The organism is Paraburkholderia silvatlantica, assembly GCF_003096715.1.
In the GTDB taxonomy this organism is placed as follows: domain Bacteria; phylum Pseudomonadota; class Gammaproteobacteria; order Burkholderiales; family Burkholderiaceae; genus Paraburkholderia; species Paraburkholderia silvatlantica.
In genome coordinates this window covers 166,542-183,613 of the sequence record NZ_QEOL01000010.1, presented here as the reverse complement: position 1 = coordinate 183,613, position 17,072 = coordinate 166,542, and the positions used below count along the sequence as shown (strand labels likewise).

Below are 17,072 nucleotides of genomic sequence, written 5' to 3'. Positions count from 1 at the left end.
TGGCACGGCGGGAAAGGTGCGGGCGCAGATGGACTGAAGCGCCGCGGCATGCGGCGCATGCGGAACTGTTGCCTGCGCTGAACGGCGGGCAAAGACGGCTAGCTAACGGACGATAACGGACGAGGACTGCGCGGCGGCTTCGGGCGTGCCGGCGGCGCCCGGCTGTGCAGTCTTGACGGCCGAATTCGCCTGACTCTCCTGGCATTGCGCGCAGAGACCCTTGAGTTCGATGCCGTCGCCGGCGAGCCGGTAGCCCGCGGCCTCGATCTGCGCGACCAACGCCTGGCGCAGCTTGGGCTCGTGCAGCTCGGTGACGTTGCCGCACTGCTGGCACACCACGAGAATGCCGTGCTGACACTGCGTGAGGTCGTGGCACACGGCGAACGCGTTGATCGACTCGATGCGGTGGATGAGTCCCGCCGACAGCAGGAAGTCGAGCGCCCGGTAGACCGTGGGCGGCGCCGAACCCGGATGGATCTGGCGCATTTCGTCGAGCAGGGAATACGCCTTGGTCGCGCGTCCCGAGGCGAGCAGCAACTCCAGCACCTTGCGGCGGATCGGCGTGAGCTTTTCGCCGCGCTCGCGGCAATAGGCCTCGGCCATCGCGAGCGCGGACTCGACCGAAGCGCGCTCTACGCCGCCGTGCGAGCGGGCGTGGCCGTGATCGTGCACCTCGCCGTGCGTGCCGCTGTGCAAGCCCGGGGCGTCCGGGGACGGTTTTGCTGTCTTCATGCCTGCGATTATACGGGGCGCGCCGCCCGGCCGCCCGCGCCGCCATGGCGCGACGGCTCAGGTGAGCGGCAGATCGATGTACTTGCGGAAACCCTGGCGCTGCGCGATGCGCTGATACCAGCGCTCGAGATTCGGCAGCGGCTCGCGCTCCACGCCTTCGAGCCCGAACCAACGCCGCGCGTACGCGCCGAGCACGATGTCGGCGAGCGAGAAGCGCTCGTTTTCCAGGAAGAAGCGGCCTTGCAGATGGTGGTCGAGCAGCCTCCAAAGCGGCGTCAACTGATCGAAATCGGCGGCGATCTTCGCCGTGTCGCGCTGTTCGGGCGGCGTGCGCACGAGCGCGAGGAACACGGGGCGCTCGGCGGGCGCGAGCGTGCCGATCGACCAGTCGAGCCAGCGCTCGATCGCGGCGCGTACCTTCGGGTCGGTCGGGTAGAGCAGGCTCGAGGGGCCATACTCCATCGCCAGATAGCGCAGGATCGCGTTCGACTCCCACAGCACGAACGTGCCGTCGGTGATCGTCGGGATCTTGCCGTTCGGATTCATGGCGAGATAGGAAGGCTCGTTGAGATGGCCGAACGGACCGCCCGCGTCGATGCGCTGGAACGGCAGCACGAGCTCATCGCAACACCACAGGACTTTCTGGACATTCACCGAATTGGCGCGTCCCCAGATCGTGATCATCTGGCGCGTACTCCTTGCAAGGGGAAAAAGGGTCAAGCCTGGCGCAGGTCGCCACGATACACGATTCTCGCGCGGTTTTTTGTGCAGCCAGGCATTTCGTAGAATAGGCGCTGCGCGGCGCCGGGAGTTCCGCCGCCGCGCCCGCTTCGTGCGGCACCGCTCCCTCGATTGCCAGCGCGGCCGCCACGAACCTCAACCTTCGCCCGAGACTCGCCCATGGCCCGTATTGTCCCCGACGACTGGCAGCATCTCGAAGCCACCGGCGCCGCCGCGCGCGAGCGCGAAACGCTCGCCGCGCTCGCGCGCGGTTTGCCGAACGGCTACACCGTCTATCACGGCGTGCACTGGACGCGGCTTTCCGAAGGGTTTTCGGTCTTCGGCGAGGCCGATTTCGTGATCGTCAGTCCGGCCGGGCGCGTGATGATCGTCGAACAGAAAACGGGTTTTTTGCGCGAAACGCCGGGCGGGCTCGTCAAGGCGTACATGCAAACCGAGCGCAACGTGGCGATCGCGCTGGCGCGCACGGTCGAAGGGCTGCACCGGCGCTTCACCGCCACGTTCGGCGCGGGCACCTATGTGCTCGAAGAGCTGTTCTACTGCCCGGACCACGTGGTGCGCGAGCCCGCCATCGCGGGCGTGAATCCCGCGCGGATCGTCGACGCCACGCGCAAGACGCAGCTCGCCGCCATCGTGCTCGAAGCCATGCCCGCCGACGAGCCGCGCCTGCCGTGCGCCGCGAAGATCCATCACTTCCTCGCCGACGAGCTGTCGCTCACGCCCGACACCAGCGCGCTGCTTGGCGCGGCCGGCACGCTCGTCACGCGGCTCGCGGGCGGGCTCGCTACATGGGCGCGGCGGCTCGAATTCGCCCCGTTCCGGCTGCGCGTGATCGGCACGGCGGGCTCGGGCAAGACGCAACTGGCCGTGCAGGTCATGAAGGACGCGGTGGCGCGCGGCGCACGCACGCTCTACGTGTGTTTCAACCGGCCGCTCGCGGATCACATCGCGCAGCTTGCGCCGCCGGGGGCGAAGGTGGCGACCTATCATCAGCTGTGCGACTGGGTCGCGCGTGACGGCGGCCACGTGCCCGACTTCGGGAGCCCTGGCGCGTTCGACGACCTCGTGCGGCGCTTCGGCGAGATGCCGATTGCCGGGCGCTGGCAGTTCGATGTGCTGATCATCGACGAAGGGCAGGACTTCCAGCAGCCGTGGGTCGGCGCACTCGCGCGTCTGCTGCGGCCGGACGCGGCATGGTGGTGGCTGGAAGATCCGCTGCAAAACCTGTACGTGCGCGAGCCGCTCGCGCTGGCGGGCTGGACCGTGCTGCGCGAGAACACGAACTACCGCAGCCCGCGCGACATCCTCGCGTTTCTGCGCGACGTGGCCGGACCGACCGTGCCCGCCATCGCGCAGCTCGCTGCGGGGAGTCCGTTCGACGGCTCCGACGTGACGGTGGCGAGCTGGGACGAGCATGAAAACGAACCCGGCGCTGAGCCGGGCGTCGTTCTGGCGACCAAACGCGCGATCACGCAGGCGCTCTCGCTCGGCTTTCGCAAGCAGGACATCGTCGTGCTTTCCTATCGCGGGCGCGAGCATTCGCTGTTCACGGCGCTCGATCAGCTCGGCCCGCACCGGCTGCGCAGCTTCACGGGTCAATACGACCTGTTCGGCAATCCGCAGTACCGCGAGGGCGACGTGCTGCTCGATTCGATCTACCGCTTCAAGGGACAGTCCGCGCCGTGCGTGATCCTGACCGAGGTGGACTTCGAGTCATTCGACGAGCGCGCCGCGCGCAAACTTTTTGTCGGCGCGACGCGTGCGGCCATGAAACTGATCGTGGTGGCGTCGCCGCGCGCCGCGCGGTTCATCGAGGGCCAGCGCGGCGGCGTCTGAGCGCTGCTCGCTCAGCTCCAGGCCGAGGCGCCGATCAGCGTGCCCGTGCGCGCCTGGGCGTTCCACCAGATTACGCGCAGGAGCGGCGCGGTCTGGGCGATCAGGATGGCCTGCACCGGATCGCTCTCGATGAAGTGCGTGACGCCGCTGCGGATCGCCGCCGCGGCCTTGTGCGCAGCCACGGCCGCGGCCGTGTCGTCGTGCGCGTCCGGCGCGCGCATGATCAGTTCGAGGTGCCCGAAGCCGTGGCGTTCGAGCCAGGCGAGCGTGCGTTCGCGGTCGATCTCCGGACGGCCCGTGATGATCGCGCGCGTGCGTTTGATGTCGATGCCGGGCAAGCGCTCGAACGGCACCAGCTCATCGCGCTCGGCGAGCGCGGCGACGAGGTCTTCGTCGTAGCGCGAGACGGGAATATCGGGGAGCAGGACACCGTCGAGATCGATCGCGTAGACGGCGTACTCGTGGTCGTCGGCCATGCGCGTGCCTTCGCCTTCGCCCTCGCGGATCCAGTCGGCGCGATAGCGGTCGGTGTAGGCCTGGCGCTCCCACGGGAAGAGCGCGAAATAACCGCTTGCGTCGATCGAATAATCGGGGCGCAAACGGCTGAGGTCGTCGTAGGCGCCGGTGAGCGTGCGCACGACGAGCCCGTGCTCGCTCAGGAACGCGATGCAGTCCACAAGGGTATGGCCGCGGCCCGCGATGTCCTCGCAGAGCAGCACTTTCGAGCCCGGTTCGGGCAGCGGCAACGTGGAGTCCCAGCGCACTTCGCGCGTGGCGCGGTCGTAGCGCAGGAAGGCGACACCCGCGCCCGTTGCGTGCGAAACCATCAGCGCGAGCGGCGCTCCGCCGCGCAGGATGCCGACCACGAGGTCGAATTCCTCCGCGATCAGCGCCGGTTGCAGCGTCTCGACCCAGTGATCGAGCTGTTCGTAGGTGAGCGGAACGACAGGTTTATCCATGGGTTGAAATGGGTGACGAAACGCGTAATCGGCAAAAGCGCGGCGAATGCGCGGCGAATGCGCAACGCGCGTTTCCGATAGCGGAATACGGGAAAAAGACGGCTATGGTCAGTCCAATGTTTGACGATATTATGCCTATGCTCCCCCGCGCCTGCTGGCATGGCGCGTGGAGGTTGCGGGAAATCGCGGGAAAAGCAGCAGGAAAAGCGGCGCAGCCGCTGCACGAAGACACACGACAACGACGCGAATCATCGCGCGAAAGGGCTCGGGCAAGATGTGGCATTGGATGGGATGGCCAGGCTGGCGGCGGCGTTGGGCCGCCGTGGCGGGGTTCGCGCTGGCGGGCGCGGCGCCGTTTTTTGCACCCTCGGCGCAGGCGGCGGGTTCTGTGAGTTCGCTCTCGCTCGACGTCGATGGCGAGGTGCGCGTGACCAACAACGCGTCCCACACGGCATATCACTTCAGCGAGGCGCAGTTGCTCGCGCTGCCCGCCCATTCGATCACGACGGCCACGACGTGGACGCCGCGCTCGACCTTCACGGGCCCGCTGCTTTCGGACGTGCTCAAGGCCGTGGGCGCCTACGGCAGCCAGATCGAGATCCACACGCTCGACGACTACACCTGCGTCGTGCCCGTTGCCGACGCCGCGCGCTACGGCGTGGTGGTCGCCTATGCGATGAACGGCCAGCGGCTGAAGGTGAGCGATTTCGGCCCGCTGTTTCTGATCTACCCACGCGACCAGCATCCGCTCGAGCTCGACGGCCCGGCTGGCGACGCGAAGTTCGCGTGGCAGATCAAGTCGATGACGATCAAGCGGTGAGTAGCGGGTGATACAACGTCCCTTGCGACGCCTGCTGCAGGCGATCATCTGGATGGCGGCGCTCGCGCCGCCCGTGGTGGCAGTCGGCTACCTGCTCTATGCGAACCTGCTCAATCCGCAGGTCGTGCAGCGCATCACGAGCAATTACGACGGCCTGTACTGGGACGCCGCGCAGCTCCAGATCGCCTATGCGCGCTTCGAGAGCCAGTTGCTGATGTTCGCTGATGGCATCGACCGCGATCTCGACAAGGTGCGGCTGCGCTATGAGGTGCTGCAGTCGAAGCTCAATGTGATGAAGGGCTCGACGCTCTCGCTCGACTCGACGCCGGGCCTGAAGCAGCGCCAGGACGCCGATCTCGCTATTCTCTACGCGACGATCGCACCATTCGACGCGGAAATCGCCACGCTCGCGGACAACCCGGAACGCGCGGCGCCGATGCTCATGGCGCTCGACCTGCACTGGACCCAGGTGACCGATCTGGCGCTGAACCGGCGTTTCGCCGACGTGACCGAGCGCGAAGCGATCCGGCACGACTTCATCGCCAAACGCCGCGAACTATTCGCGTCCGGGCTCGTGCTGCTCGTGCTTTCGGCGGCAGCGGGCGTGCTGCTCGTGATGAACGGCTACCGGCGCACGCGCCTGCTGCACCAGCAGCGCGCGGCGCTCGAAGCCGAGCACCAGGCGAGCCGCGCCGCGCGCGAGGCGAGCATGGCGAAGGACGCCTTCCTCGGCATGATCAGCCACGAACTGCGCACGCCGCTGCACGCGATCGTTTCGTCGATCGAACTGCTCGGCTTCAACTCGCATTCGGAAGCCGACTGCAAAGTGATACAGCGCCTCGAGACCGCCGCGCGCCAGCTCGAAGCGCAGACGAAGGACTTGACCGATTACGCGCGTCTCGGCGCGGGCAAGCTCGAATTGCGGCAGGAAGAGTTCGAGCCGCGCGAACTGCTGCAGTCGATCGTCGACGAGAACGAGCAGGCGGCGAGCTCGCGCGGGCTTGTGTTCGAGCATGCGTGGGTGGGAGCGCAGCGGCGCGTGGTGGCCGACCCGCATCGTATTCGCCAGATCGCCGGCAACCTCGTCACGAATGCGATCCGCTACACGGAGCGTGGCAAGGTGCGGCTCGAGTTCTGGCTGCAGGCGCCCGCGAGGGACGCGCGGCCGTCGCAGGACGAGGAAGGCGCGCCGAAGCCCGGTGGCGGCGACACGCTCGTGATCGTCGTCGGCGACACGGGGCCTGGCGTGGCGCCGGACCAGATTCCGCTCATCTTCAAGGAGTTCACGCAGCTCGACACGTCGCGCTCGCGGCGCTACGAGGGCGCGGGGATGGGGCTTGCGATCGTGCGCGGCCTCGTCGAACTGTTCGGCGGCACGATCGAGACGCAAAGCCGCGTGGGCAAAGGCACGACCTTCACTGTGCGCATCCCTGTCACGCCAGTCGAGCCGCCGGCGCCCGCGGCCGTGGCCGAAGCGGCGCTGTCCGCGCGGACGGTGCCGCAGGTGCTGGTGGTCGACGACAACCCGCTCGTGCGCGATTCGCTGTGCGAGATGGTCGCGCACATGGGCTACCGCGCGCTCGCGGCCGGCGACGCCGACAGCGCGCTCGCGCTGCTCGCGCGCGAGGCGTGCGACGTGGTGCTGCTCGACCTGCATATGCCGGGGCGCGACGGCTACGACTTCGTGGCGGGGCTCGAAACCGCGCAGGACGTGCTTGCGCAGCCGCGCGTGATTGCGGTGAGCGCCGATGTGGCGGGACTTGCGGCGCTGCCTGAGGACGCGCTGGGCGGCGAGGGTGCGCTGTTTTTTGATCGGCTTACGAAGCCGGTGCATTATGAGGTGCTGCGTGCGGCGCTGCAGCGGGCGTTGAGTGTGCCGCGGGCGGCGGCTTGACTGTGCCTCCTGGCGCTTTGGCCTTTTCTTGAATTCGCGTCGGGACGCGAATTCAAGAAAAGGCCAAAGCGGCAAGAAACCAGCACAACAACGCCCCGCGCCAGGCACCCCTCACCCTCGATTGAGCCGCTTCGAAAGATCAGCGACAAGAATCGCCATGCGCGCCGGTTTTTCATAGCACGCGACGTTGTAATGACGCACGACCAGACTGATCTCCGACTCGCTGGCCTTGCCGGTCAGCAGTTCGCCGGTGAGCACGAAGATAGGCGCGTCGGGGTTTTCGGAGGCGCGCACGCTGCGGATCGCCTCGGCGGCGGTCTGGCTGCCGAACAGCCAGTCGATCACCACGCCGTCGAACACGTTGTTCTCGAGCGCTTCGTTGAATGCCGCGAGGCCGTAGAGCGCGAGCGCCGTGTAGCCGCTGTGTTCGAGGTAGTCGCGCAGGTTGTCGGCGGAGGAGCGGTCGTCGTCCACGACGGCGATGAGCGGTTTGTCAGACTCGGCGCGGCGCGGGTAGATCTCGATCTTGTGGACTTCCCGTGCGTTCTGGTAGAGCGCGCCGTCCGGGCGCACCACGCGCCACTGGCCCTGCTTTTCATAGGCGACGAAATCGGGGCGGCTGCCCGCCTCGACCGGCGCGCCGATCCACGCGGTGCATGGCAGTTCGGCGGCGCTCACGCAGAGTATCGCCTCCTGAGCGCTCGCCCCGACCATGCCGGGGTCGAGCAACTGCGCGCCGAACAACTGGCCCGCGGGTTCGCCGAACGCTTCGGCCACTTTCTTGATCTGCGCGAGCGTCCACGGGCTGTTGCCGCGCAGCTTGCGGTGCCCCTGTGAAAAGCTCAGGTCAAGAATCCGGCACAGCTCGGTAGTTTGCTGACGCTTGCCGATGCCGTGACGGCTCATCAACTCGCGTACGCGCTCCGCCACCGAGGCTGAGTCGGTTGTGTATGCAACGTTCGACATACTGCTCAAAGGGGGAATTCGTGGATTCAGTTTCTGATTGATCATGCCGTGGCGCCGCGGGGCCGGTACAACCGGACCTCGCGCGGCCTGCGCACGGGAGCACGATATTCTAAACGCATAAAACGCCAATGGCGGCGCTATTTTAGCTAAATGTAATGCGGCGCCGAAAAACGGGAATGTAAGCGTCTATCCGGCTTCGTTTACACCCAGCTTGCGATATTCGCGGCATTGCGGGGACGACGCGCGGCTGCGAAGATGCACGATTTTGAACGCCGTGCGCTCGCGCGCGAAAGATCAACCATACTGCGTAGAGGGGTATCGCTTGGACGATGTGCGCAACGAAGGGACATGGCGGCATGAAGGCGTGCCGTATTACAGCCAGTGGGGCAGCGCCGACTGGGTGGCACCCATCGTCGAGCGCGGCGCCGACCCGTGCGAGGACCCGCACTGGCGCGCGAGCGGCTTCACCGAGGCCGACGCCTATCGCTTCTGGGCCAGGCGTCTGTGCGGCCTGACCTGCCTCGAATCGGCGCTCGACTACTGGGGCGTCGCGCATGCGCCGCGCGCGCAGATGCTCGAAGAGGCGTTGCGGCACGGCGTGTATCGCGTGCGCGAAGATGGCGGCGTGGACGGGTTGATCTACCGCCCGTTCGCCGGATGGGTGGAGGCCGCGTTCGGCGTGCGCGTGGAGGTGATGACCGACGAGGGCATCGAGGCGAGCGCCGCGCGCATCAATGCCGATACGCTCGCCATCGTGTCCGTGAGCCCCGAGATCCGCTACCCCGAGCGGACGCACCCCGGCCAGGGCGGCCACCTGATCCTGCTGCACGGGCGCGGCGACGGCGGCGTCTGGTTCCACAATCCGTCGGGCATCGCGCCGTATCAGGCGGATGCCTGGCTGCCTTATGAGACGGTCGCGCGGTTTCACGCGCGGCGGGGCATGGCGCTTGCCCGGCCGCGCTGAAGGCGCTGGCGTCAGGCCGTCGCCGGCTGCAGCCCCTCCAGCAGCTGCCTCACCCGCGAGAGATCGCGGTTGATCGCGCCCGCGTCCTCGAACAGCTCCGCGAGCCAGTCGACGAATACGCGCACGCGCGGCGACAGCTGGCGCGACTTCACGAACGCCACCGATACTGGCGTGGGCAGCGGCTTCCACTGCGGCAGCACCTCTTGCAGCGCACCGCTGTCGAGGTACGGCTGCGCCGCGAGCAGCGGCGGCTGGATGAGGCCGTAGCCCTGCAGACCGCAGGTAAGGTAGGCGAACTCGTCTGAGACATGCACGAACCCATCCACCTTTACCTTGGTCGGACTGCCGTCCACCTCGAAGTCGAACTCGAACGGGCGGCCCGTGAGCGGCGAGAGGAAGTTGACGACCGGATGCTGCGCGAGATCGTCGAGCGTTTGCGGCGCGCCGTGCCGCTCGAGGTACGCGGGGCTCGCGCAGGTCACGTGCTCCAGCACGCCGAGACGCCGCGCAGCGAGTCCCGAGTCGGGCAGTTCGCCGAGCTGGATGCTGCAATCCACGCCTTCGCCGACGAGATCGACGTTGCGCAGGCTCACGCCGATCGCGAGCTCGATCTGCGGATAGCGCGCGTGGAAGGCGTCGAGCGCGGGTAGCACGATCGCGTTGGCGATGAGGCCCGGCATCTCCACGCGCAAGCGGCCGCCGATCGCGCCGGGCGACTGGCGCACGCTCGCCTCGGCATCGTCGATGTCGGCGAGGATCTGCGAGGCGCGTTCGTAGTACGCGGCGCCTTCGGGCGTGAGCGAAAGGCGCCGCGTCGTGCGCACGAGCAATTGCGTGCCGAGCAGCGATTCGAGGTTCTGCATCAGCGTGGTGGCGCTGGCGCGCGGCATATCGAGCGACTGCGCGGCCTTGGTGAAACTATTGGTGTCGACGATGCGCACGAACGTGCGCATCGCCTGGATGCGGTCGATCACGGGCGAGCTCCTGAGAATGGGCTTGAGGCTTGAACGAAATCCGCGCTGCTGCAGAAAAAGGGTGAGCCGCGTCGCGACGAAAGCGCTTCGCGGTGCGGGCGTCTCGCGGAAAGCGACGCTCAGCGGTTAAACGGCGATGACGATTGGATGGCGGCGCACGCGGGCGCCGGCTCGACTACGGGAGGCCAAAAAAGGAGGCCTCGAAGGGGAAGGGCTGGCGGGCCATCCGGAAGGGGATGGCCCGGCGGGGCAGGGCGTTACGTCAGGATGCGCGGGTCTTGTTGCCTGCGCGGCGTGCGCGTTACTTGCGCAGCGAATCGAGGTCGATCACGAAGCGGTACTTCACATCGCTCTTGAGCATGCGCTCATAGGCGTTGTTGATGTCCTGCATCTTGATCATTTCGATATCCGACGTAATGCCATGCTTGCCGCAGAAGTCCAGCATTTCCTGGGTTTCTGCAATGCCGCCGATCAGCGAGCCCGCCAGACGGCGGCGCTTCATGATCAGGTTGAACACTTGCGGCGACGGGTGATCGTGCTCGGGCGCGCCCACCAGCGTCATCGTGCCGTCACGGCGCAGCAGCTCGATGAACGGGTTGAGGTCGTGCTGCGCGGCCACGGTGTTCACGATCAGGTCGAAGCTGTTGGCGTGCGCCTTCATCTGCTCCGGGTCTTTCGAGATCACCACTTCGTCCGCGCCGAGCCGCTTGCCGTCTTCGATCTTCGAGGGCGACGTGGTGAACAGCACCACGTGCGCGCCCATGGCATGCGCGAGCTTCACGCCCATATGGCCGAGGCCGCCGAGACCCACGATGCCGACTTTCTTGCCGGGGCCCGCGCCCCACGTGCGCAGCGGCGAGTACGTGGTGATGCCCGCGCACAGCAGCGGCGCGGCTGCGGCGGCATCGAGGTTTTCCGGCACGCGCAGCACGAACGCTTCGTCCACCACGAGCTGCGTGGAGTAGCCGCCGTAGGTGATGTCGCCGCTCACGCGGTCGGCGCCGTTATAGGTGCCGACCCAGCCGTTCTCGCAATACTGTTCGAGGCCTTCGGCGCAGCTCGGGCAGGTGCGGCACGAGTCGACGAGACAGCCCACGCCAACGAGTTCGCCCACCTTGTACTTCGTGACGCCCTTGCCGGTTTCGGTCACGCGGCCGACGATTTCGTGGCCCGGGACCACCGGGTAAATCGTGTTGCGCCATTCGTCGCGCGCCTGGTGCAGGTCGGAGTGGCACACGCCGCAGAACAGCACGTCGATACGGACGTCGAGTTCGCGCAGGTCGCGGCGCTGGAATTCGAACGGGGCGAGCGGCGAGGCGGCGTCGCGGGCGGCGTATCCGTAGGTTGGGTACATGGGTTGGCTCTCCTCTGGTGCCTGGGGGTTGCGGCAGGGTTCCCATCGTAAGGATCGGGACCTACCCAGGGAATACCTGAAGCTATCGAAGGCTTGCCTGATTCTCCTGGCGCGCAGCAGATCCACGGGTTCGGTGATAGATTGGCAAGCCTGTTTCTCTGCCTGACTTCATCTTTTGGGGCACAACCGATATGGGCTACGTCAAAACCCTCGCCGCGGCGGCCATCGCGCCGGCGGCCGCCACGCAGGCGCGCACGGTCGACCTGCTCATGCAACTCACGCAGGGCGACGGCGTGCACGCCACGGCGGTCGAAGGCGTGCGGCTCTACCGCGGCAGCGAAAGCCATCCGCGCCAGCCGGTCATGTACGAACCGAGCATTTTCATCGTCTGCCAGGGGCGCAAGCGCGGCTTTCTCGGCGATCAGGTGTTCATCTACGACGCCCAGCAATACCTGGTCCTCTCGGTGCCGATGCCGTTCGAGTGCGAGACCGAGGCGAGCCCCGAAAAGCCGATTCTCGCCATTTCGATCCGCGTCGATCTCACGACCGTCGCCGAACTGCTCATGGCGCTCGACGACCCGCGCCGCGCCGTGTCCGAACCCTCGGGCATCTACGCCACGCCGCTCGACGCCACGCTCTCGAACGCCGTGCTGCGCTTGCTCGAAGCGCTCGCGCAGCCGTACGAGGCGCGCATTCTCGGCCCTTCGATCGTGCGCGAGATCTGCTACCGCGTGCTCATGGGCGAGCAGGGCGACGCGATTCGCGCGGCGCTCACGCATCAGCATCACTTCGGGCGTATTGCGAAGGCGCTGCGGCGCATTCACACCGACTACCGCGGCGATCTCGACGTCGAAACGCTTGCCTCCGAGGCGGGCATGAGCCTTGCCGTCTTTCATGCGCACTTCAAGGCCGTCACCTCGACGTCGCCCATGCAGTACGTGAAGACCACGCGCCTGCATCATGCGCGCCTCCTGATCACGCACGACGGCCTGACCGTGAGCGCGGCGGCCACGCGCGTGGGCTACGAAAGCGCGTCGCAGTTCAGCCGCGAGTTCAAGCGCCTCTTTGGCATGAGCCCTGCCGACCAGATGCGCCGGGCGCGCGACGCGGCAGCGGCGGCGGCCGCGCCGCGCGTCGAGGCGTTGCCCCCGCGCTATGTGACGGCCGTGTGAAGTCTGCGCGCGGGCGTTGCGGCATTCAATTCGCATATCGAAACAATGACGGAAGGGCGACACGACCATGAAGCCATGCCTGCTGATCCTGATACGGCTTGCCGATGAAGAGCTCGCCGGGTTTGGCGAACAATTCGACGTGATCTACGCGCCCGATGCCGATGCGCGCGCCAAAGCGGTCGCGCAGCGCGGCAAGGACGTGCGCGTGGTGCTCACCAACGGCACGACGGGCCTCACCGCGGACGAAATCGACTGCATGCCCGCGCTCGAACTGGCGGGCGCGCTTGGCGCCGGTTACGAAAATATCGCGCTCGACCACGCCCGCGAGCGCGGCATTGCGCTGTGCAATGGCGCGGGCGTCAACGCCGACTGTGTGGCCGACCATGCGCTCGCGCTGCTGCTCGCGGCCGTGCGAGCCGTGCCGCAGTTCGATGCCGCCTGCCGCACGGGTGTCTGGCGCGACGCGCTGCCCATGCGTCCCACGGTTTCTGGGCGGCGGCTCGGCATTGTCGGCTACGGGCATATCGGCGAGAAGGTCGCGCGACGCGCCGCGGGCTTCGGCATGGAACTCGGCTATCACAACCGCAAGCCGCGCGAAGGCGTAGAGGCGCGCCACTTCGAGAGTGTGACGGCGCTCGCGCAATGGAGCGACTTTCTCGTGATCGCGACGCCGGGTGGCGCGCAAACGAAGCATCTGATCGACCGCGCCGTGATCGACGCGCTGGGGCCGCAGGGTTTTCTCGTCAACGTGTCGCGCGGCAGCGTGGTCGATACGGCCGCGCTTGCCCTCGCCCTGAAGGCGGGGACGCTGGGCGGCGCGGGGCTCGACGTCTACGAGGGCGAGCCGCAGCCGCCCGCTGCGCTCGTCGGGTTAGAGAACATCGTGCTCACGCCGCACGTGGCCGGCGCGTCGCCCGACGTGCGCTTCGCCACGCTGCGTCACTTCGCCGAAAACGCGGCGCGGCACTTCGCGGGCGAGGCGCTGCTCACTCCGCTTTGAAGGCGGGCGTCGGGGGGCTTTTAGCGCCCGCGTCCGCCGCCTCGTGTATGCGCGCCGTGCGCGGACGCCGGCGGCGCATGACGTATCATTCCTTCTGTGCGAGCCACATTCGCTGTCCGAGCGGCCGCTAATGACCACTATGGCCATGAACCTGGCGCGCCACCCGGCCCAGTTTGCCGATCTGGGCTGTGACGCCAGGGCGGTGATATCGAAGGCTCAAAAATGAAAACGCTGATTGGCGCGCTGCACGAGCACGCGGCCCACGTGGTGAACCGGTTCTACGAGGAGCTGGGCCGCTTGCCCAAATCCCGCCGCATCCTCGAAATGCTTTCGGCTGCGGAACTCGCGCACCTCAAGGCGCGGCAGATCCAGAATCTTCTTGCTCTCGCCAGTGTCGGCCTGAGCGCCCGCGAGCACGAGGACATGGCGCAGCGCATTGGCCGCATTCACGCCATTGTCGGGCTCGACAAGGAAGAACTCGTGCGCAGCCGCGGCATTCTTCAGGAGCTGATCTACGCGGACATTGGCCGCACGGTGAGCACGCAACAACTCTCGCTCTACGCGCGCCGGCTGACTGCCGACCTCGCGTGGCAACTCAAGGCGTATCAGGCCGTCCAGGACTCGCAGCAGGAAGTGCTGTTGCGCATCACGCGCCTTGTGTGGGAAGCGGGCAGCTACACGAATTTCATCGACCAGGTGATCGCCGCACTGGCGGCGCACGACGAAGTGAGCGCCTGCACCATCGGCCGCCCCGATGAAGCGGGCATTTTTCACTTCGAGGCCGGCGCGGGCGGCAAGACGGAAGGCGGCATGCTCAACGTGCTCGCCGCGCACAATCAGGAAATCAGCGTGCGCGCCGATCATCCGCAAGGGCAGGGGGGCATTGGGCGCGCGTGGCGCAGCGGCAAGCCCGAGCGCGTGGTCAACTACCAGACCGATCCGCTCGTCGCGCTGTGGCGCGATCTCGCCGCGCGCGAAGGCGTGCGCTCTTCGGTGGCGATACCGCTGGCGGCGCCCGGGAAGCCGCCGCTCGCCGTGCTGAGTTTGTACAGCGCGTTTCCGGGTGGCTTCGTCGGGCCCGATCAGGTGGCCTTCGTCGATTTGCTGCAAACACTGCTCGGTTGCGCCGCGATGCGCATCTCCGCCAGCGACGGCCTCGGCGCCGCGGTGCCGGTGAGCGTGCGCCAGCATTGGGCAGCGCTTGTGCGCACCGGCGCGCTGGAAATGCACTATCAGCCGCTGCTCAGCCTCGCAACGGGCAAGGCGGCCAAGGTCGAAGCGCTGGCGCGTCTGCGCGACGGCGAGCGTCTGCTCGTGCCCGACGAGTTTCTCTCGGCGCTCTCCTCCGACGATCTGCTCGCGCTCTTCGCACGCGGCATCGACCAGGCGCTCGCCGACCGCGAACGCTGGTGCGCCCAGGGCCGCGACCTCGATGTCTCGATCAACTTGCCGCCGGCGGCACTCAACGACATCCGCTATTTCGAAGCCGCCCGCACCGCGCTGGCCGCGCACCGTTGCCCGGCCGCGCGGCTCACGCTGGAAGTTCTGGAGAACGAAGCCCTGTCGCTGAGCCAGGGGCAGCGCGCCATTCTCGCGAAGTTCCGGGAGCTGGGCGTGCTGCTCGCGCAGGACGATCTCGGTGCCGGGCATAGCGGCCTCACGCGTCTGCGGGAATTGCCGTTCGACTGGATCAAGCTCGACCGCGAGATGGTGAAGGTGAGCGGCGGCGACGCGCTCAATACGCTGCGCGTGATCTTCCAGTTGACGCGCCTCGGTCATTCGCTGGGAAGACGCGTGCTTGCCGAAGGCGTCGATACGCTCGACCTCCTTCGCGCGCTCGCCATTCTCGGCGTGGACGGCGCGCAAGGCTATGGCATCGCGAGGCCGATGGAAGGCGCGCGCCTCATCGAATGGCTCGACACGACGCCGGCCTTTGCCGCGACCGCGAACGTCGCAGGCGGCGCCGCAACGGAGAGCCTGCTTGCGCGGCTCGCCCGCTTCGTGATCTGGGAAGAGCGCATGCTCATGATCGCGGCCGTGCCCGAAGCGGCACAAGACCTCTTGCGCGCCTTGACGCGCGAAGCAGGCGAGGGCGGCCGCGAACCGCTCGCACAGTCGCTGGCGGGCTTCGGCGATATTTTGCCGGCTGGCTCGCAACGCGATGCGTTGCATCGGGAGGTGATTGGCGCGCTGCTGACCGAAGGCCCGAACAGCGAAGCATGGCGCGTTGCGCTGAACGGGCTGATCGAGGCCATTGCGGCGGCCGGGTAGCAGAGCGTTAATCCTGCAAGGCGAGCGCCGCATCGCCTTGCGTGGCCGACGACTGCTTGCGCTGCAGCACCGCGATACACACGAGCGAAATGGCCGCAAGCGTGCTGTAGAACAGGGCCAGCGGCCACCACTGGCCTGGATAATCATGCGCGAGCAGCGTGCCGACGAGCGGCGTGAGACCGCCCGCGAGCGCCGCGCAACATTGGTAGGATATCGAAATAGCCGAGTAGCGAATGCGCACCGGGAACGCGTTCGTCATGAAGCCCGCCATCACCGCGTACGAACTGCACATGCACATCACGGCAATCGCAATGCCGACCACGATGGCGACCGGCCGGCCGGTGGAGACGAGCACGAACATCGGATAAGGCGAAATCATGGCCAGCGCGGCGGCCAGCACGAGGAACCGCCCGGTGCCCACGCGCTGGGCAAACCAGCCGGAAAAGAGCTGGGTAAAAAGCTGGATGAACGCGACGACGAACAGGCAGTCGAGAATCAGCCCGCGGTCGAGCCCGAGCGTTTGCGTGGTGTAGTTGAGCATGAAGGTGTTGACGAACCACGCACCCGCCACGCCGATCACATTCGCGCCGAGACATAGCAGCACGGCGCGCCACGAATCGCGCAGCACTTCGACGATTGGCATCGCGGCAGTGCGGCGCTGCGTCCTGATCGCCTCGAATTCCGGCGACTCGCCTACGCCCGAGCGGATCAAGAGGCCCACCACGAGCAGTACCGCGCTCGCGATGAACGGCAAGCGCCAGCCCCAGGAAAAGAGCGCGTCCCGGTCGAGCTGCGCGATGCCGCGAAACACCAGCAGCGCGAGAATCAGGCCGGCCGGGCTGCCGAGTTGTGCAAACGAGGCGAGAAACGTGCGCTTTTCTCTCGGCGCGTGCTCGCCCGCCATGAGCACCGCGCCGCCCCATTCGCCGCCGATCGCAATGCCTTGCGCCACGCGCAGCAGCACGAGGAGCGCCGGGGCGAGCGCGCCGGCGCTCGCATAGGTCGGCAAAAAGCCGATGCCCACGGTGCCGACGCCCATAATCGACAGTGTCGCGACGAGCGCCTTCTTGCGGCCGATCCGGTCGCCCAGATGCCCGAACACGAGCCCGCCGAAGGGGCGCGCGAAGAAGCCCACGGCGAAGGTGCCGAACGACGCGAGCGTGCTGTAGAACGGCTCGTGGGAGGGGAAGAACAGCTTGCCGAAGATGAGCGCCGAAGCGGTGGCATAGATATAAAAGTCGTACCACTCGATGGTGGTGCCGACAAATGCGGCGAGCGAAGCGCGGGCGGGCTGGCGCGCAGGGGTGGTGCCGGTGCGGGTCATGCATGTCTCCTTGATCGGGGTGAGCCGGCTTGGGCCGGTCTGTATTCCGCGGTCTGTATTCCGTT

The 17,072-nt window shown here is 67.1% G+C and carries 14 protein-coding genes; 7 read left to right on the top strand and 7 right to left on the bottom strand.

All coding sequences use genetic code 11. The features are described 5' to 3' along the window. Positions 1 to 102 precede the first annotated feature (102 nt). Both C7411_RS15790 and C7411_RS15785 read right to left on the bottom strand, forming a co-directional pair. Positions 103 to 732 (bottom strand): Fur family transcriptional regulator, encoded by a 630-nt coding sequence (locus C7411_RS15790; protein WP_110385198.1) that lies wholly within the window; start codon positions 730 to 732, stop codon positions 103 to 105. Positions 733 to 789: 57 nt separating this feature from the next. Continuing rightward, a complete protein-coding gene (locus C7411_RS15785) occupies positions 790 to 1,416 on the bottom strand; it encodes a glutathione S-transferase family protein (RefSeq protein WP_110385197.1) in 627 nt (208 codons plus the stop codon). Positions 1,417 to 1,632: 216 nt separating this feature from the next. Between C7411_RS15785 and C7411_RS15780 the strand changes: the two genes are divergently transcribed. Continuing rightward, positions 1,633 to 3,309, top strand: coding sequence for an ATP-binding domain-containing protein (locus tag C7411_RS15780; protein WP_110385196.1), 1,677 nt, complete (start codon positions 1,633 to 1,635; stop codon positions 3,307 to 3,309). A gap of 11 nt (positions 3,310 to 3,320) precedes the next feature. On the opposite strand, the gene C7411_RS15775 is transcribed toward C7411_RS15780, so the two are convergent. Next, on the bottom strand, positions 3,321 to 4,268 hold the full coding sequence (locus C7411_RS15775; protein WP_110385195.1) for a phosphoribosyltransferase: 948 nt from the start codon (positions 4,266 to 4,268) through the stop codon (positions 3,321 to 3,323). Between the two features lie 286 nt (positions 4,269 to 4,554). Between C7411_RS15775 and C7411_RS15770 the strand changes: the two genes are divergently transcribed. Both C7411_RS15770 and C7411_RS15765 read left to right on the top strand, forming a co-directional pair. Next, entirely contained in the window at positions 4,555 to 5,088 is a 534-nt protein-coding gene (locus C7411_RS15770) for a putative pterin-binding protein (RefSeq protein WP_110385194.1), read from the top strand. Positions 5,089 to 5,140: 52 nt separating this feature from the next. Continuing rightward, positions 5,141 to 6,982: an ATP-binding response regulator gene (locus C7411_RS15765; protein WP_181431344.1), complete on the top strand. Its 1,842-nt coding sequence runs from the start codon at positions 5,141 to 5,143 to the stop codon at positions 6,980 to 6,982. A 111-nt stretch (positions 6,983 to 7,093) separates the two neighbouring features. On the opposite strand, the gene C7411_RS15760 is transcribed toward C7411_RS15765, so the two are convergent. After that, positions 7,094 to 7,948: a helix-turn-helix domain-containing protein gene (locus tag C7411_RS15760; RefSeq protein ID WP_110385193.1), complete on the bottom strand. Its 855-nt coding sequence runs from the start codon at positions 7,946 to 7,948 to the stop codon at positions 7,094 to 7,096. 322 nt (positions 7,949 to 8,270) lie between these two features. Between C7411_RS15760 and C7411_RS15755 the strand changes: the two genes are divergently transcribed. Continuing rightward, positions 8,271 to 8,912: a C39 family peptidase gene (locus C7411_RS15755; RefSeq protein WP_221206965.1), complete on the top strand. Its 642-nt coding sequence runs from the start codon at positions 8,271 to 8,273 to the stop codon at positions 8,910 to 8,912. Positions 8,913 to 8,923: 11 nt separating this feature from the next. Here C7411_RS15755 and C7411_RS15750 read toward each other — a convergent pair whose 3' ends face one another. After that, a complete protein-coding gene (locus C7411_RS15750; protein ID WP_110385192.1) occupies positions 8,924 to 9,886 on the bottom strand; it encodes a LysR family transcriptional regulator in 963 nt (320 codons plus the stop codon). Between the two features lie 301 nt (positions 9,887 to 10,187). Then, entirely contained in the window at positions 10,188 to 11,240 is a 1,053-nt protein-coding gene (locus tag C7411_RS15745) for an NAD(P)-dependent alcohol dehydrogenase (RefSeq protein WP_042265159.1), read from the bottom strand. A gap of 191 nt (positions 11,241 to 11,431) precedes the next feature. On the opposite strand from C7411_RS15745, the gene C7411_RS15740 reads away from it, so the two are divergent. From C7411_RS15740 to C7411_RS15730, 3 genes are all read left to right on the top strand, one after another. Next, complete coding sequence (locus C7411_RS15740) at positions 11,432 to 12,412, top strand: AraC family transcriptional regulator (RefSeq protein ID WP_110385191.1); 981 nt, start codon at positions 11,432 to 11,434, stop codon at positions 12,410 to 12,412. 67 nt (positions 12,413 to 12,479) lie between these two features. Then, the gene (locus tag C7411_RS15735; protein ID WP_110385190.1) at positions 12,480 to 13,412 is read left to right on the top strand and encodes a 2-hydroxyacid dehydrogenase; all 933 of its coding nucleotides are present in this window, start codon (positions 12,480 to 12,482) and stop codon (positions 13,410 to 13,412) included. A gap of 222 nt (positions 13,413 to 13,634) precedes the next feature. Next, complete coding sequence (locus C7411_RS15730; protein WP_110385189.1) at positions 13,635 to 15,683, top strand: EAL domain-containing protein; 2,049 nt, start codon at positions 13,635 to 13,637, stop codon at positions 15,681 to 15,683. A gap of 7 nt (positions 15,684 to 15,690) precedes the next feature. Here C7411_RS15730 and C7411_RS15725 read toward each other — a convergent pair whose 3' ends face one another. Then, positions 15,691 to 17,007: an MFS transporter gene (locus tag C7411_RS15725; RefSeq protein ID WP_110385188.1), complete on the bottom strand. Its 1,317-nt coding sequence runs from the start codon at positions 17,005 to 17,007 to the stop codon at positions 15,691 to 15,693. Positions 17,008 to 17,072: the final 65 nt, after the last annotated feature.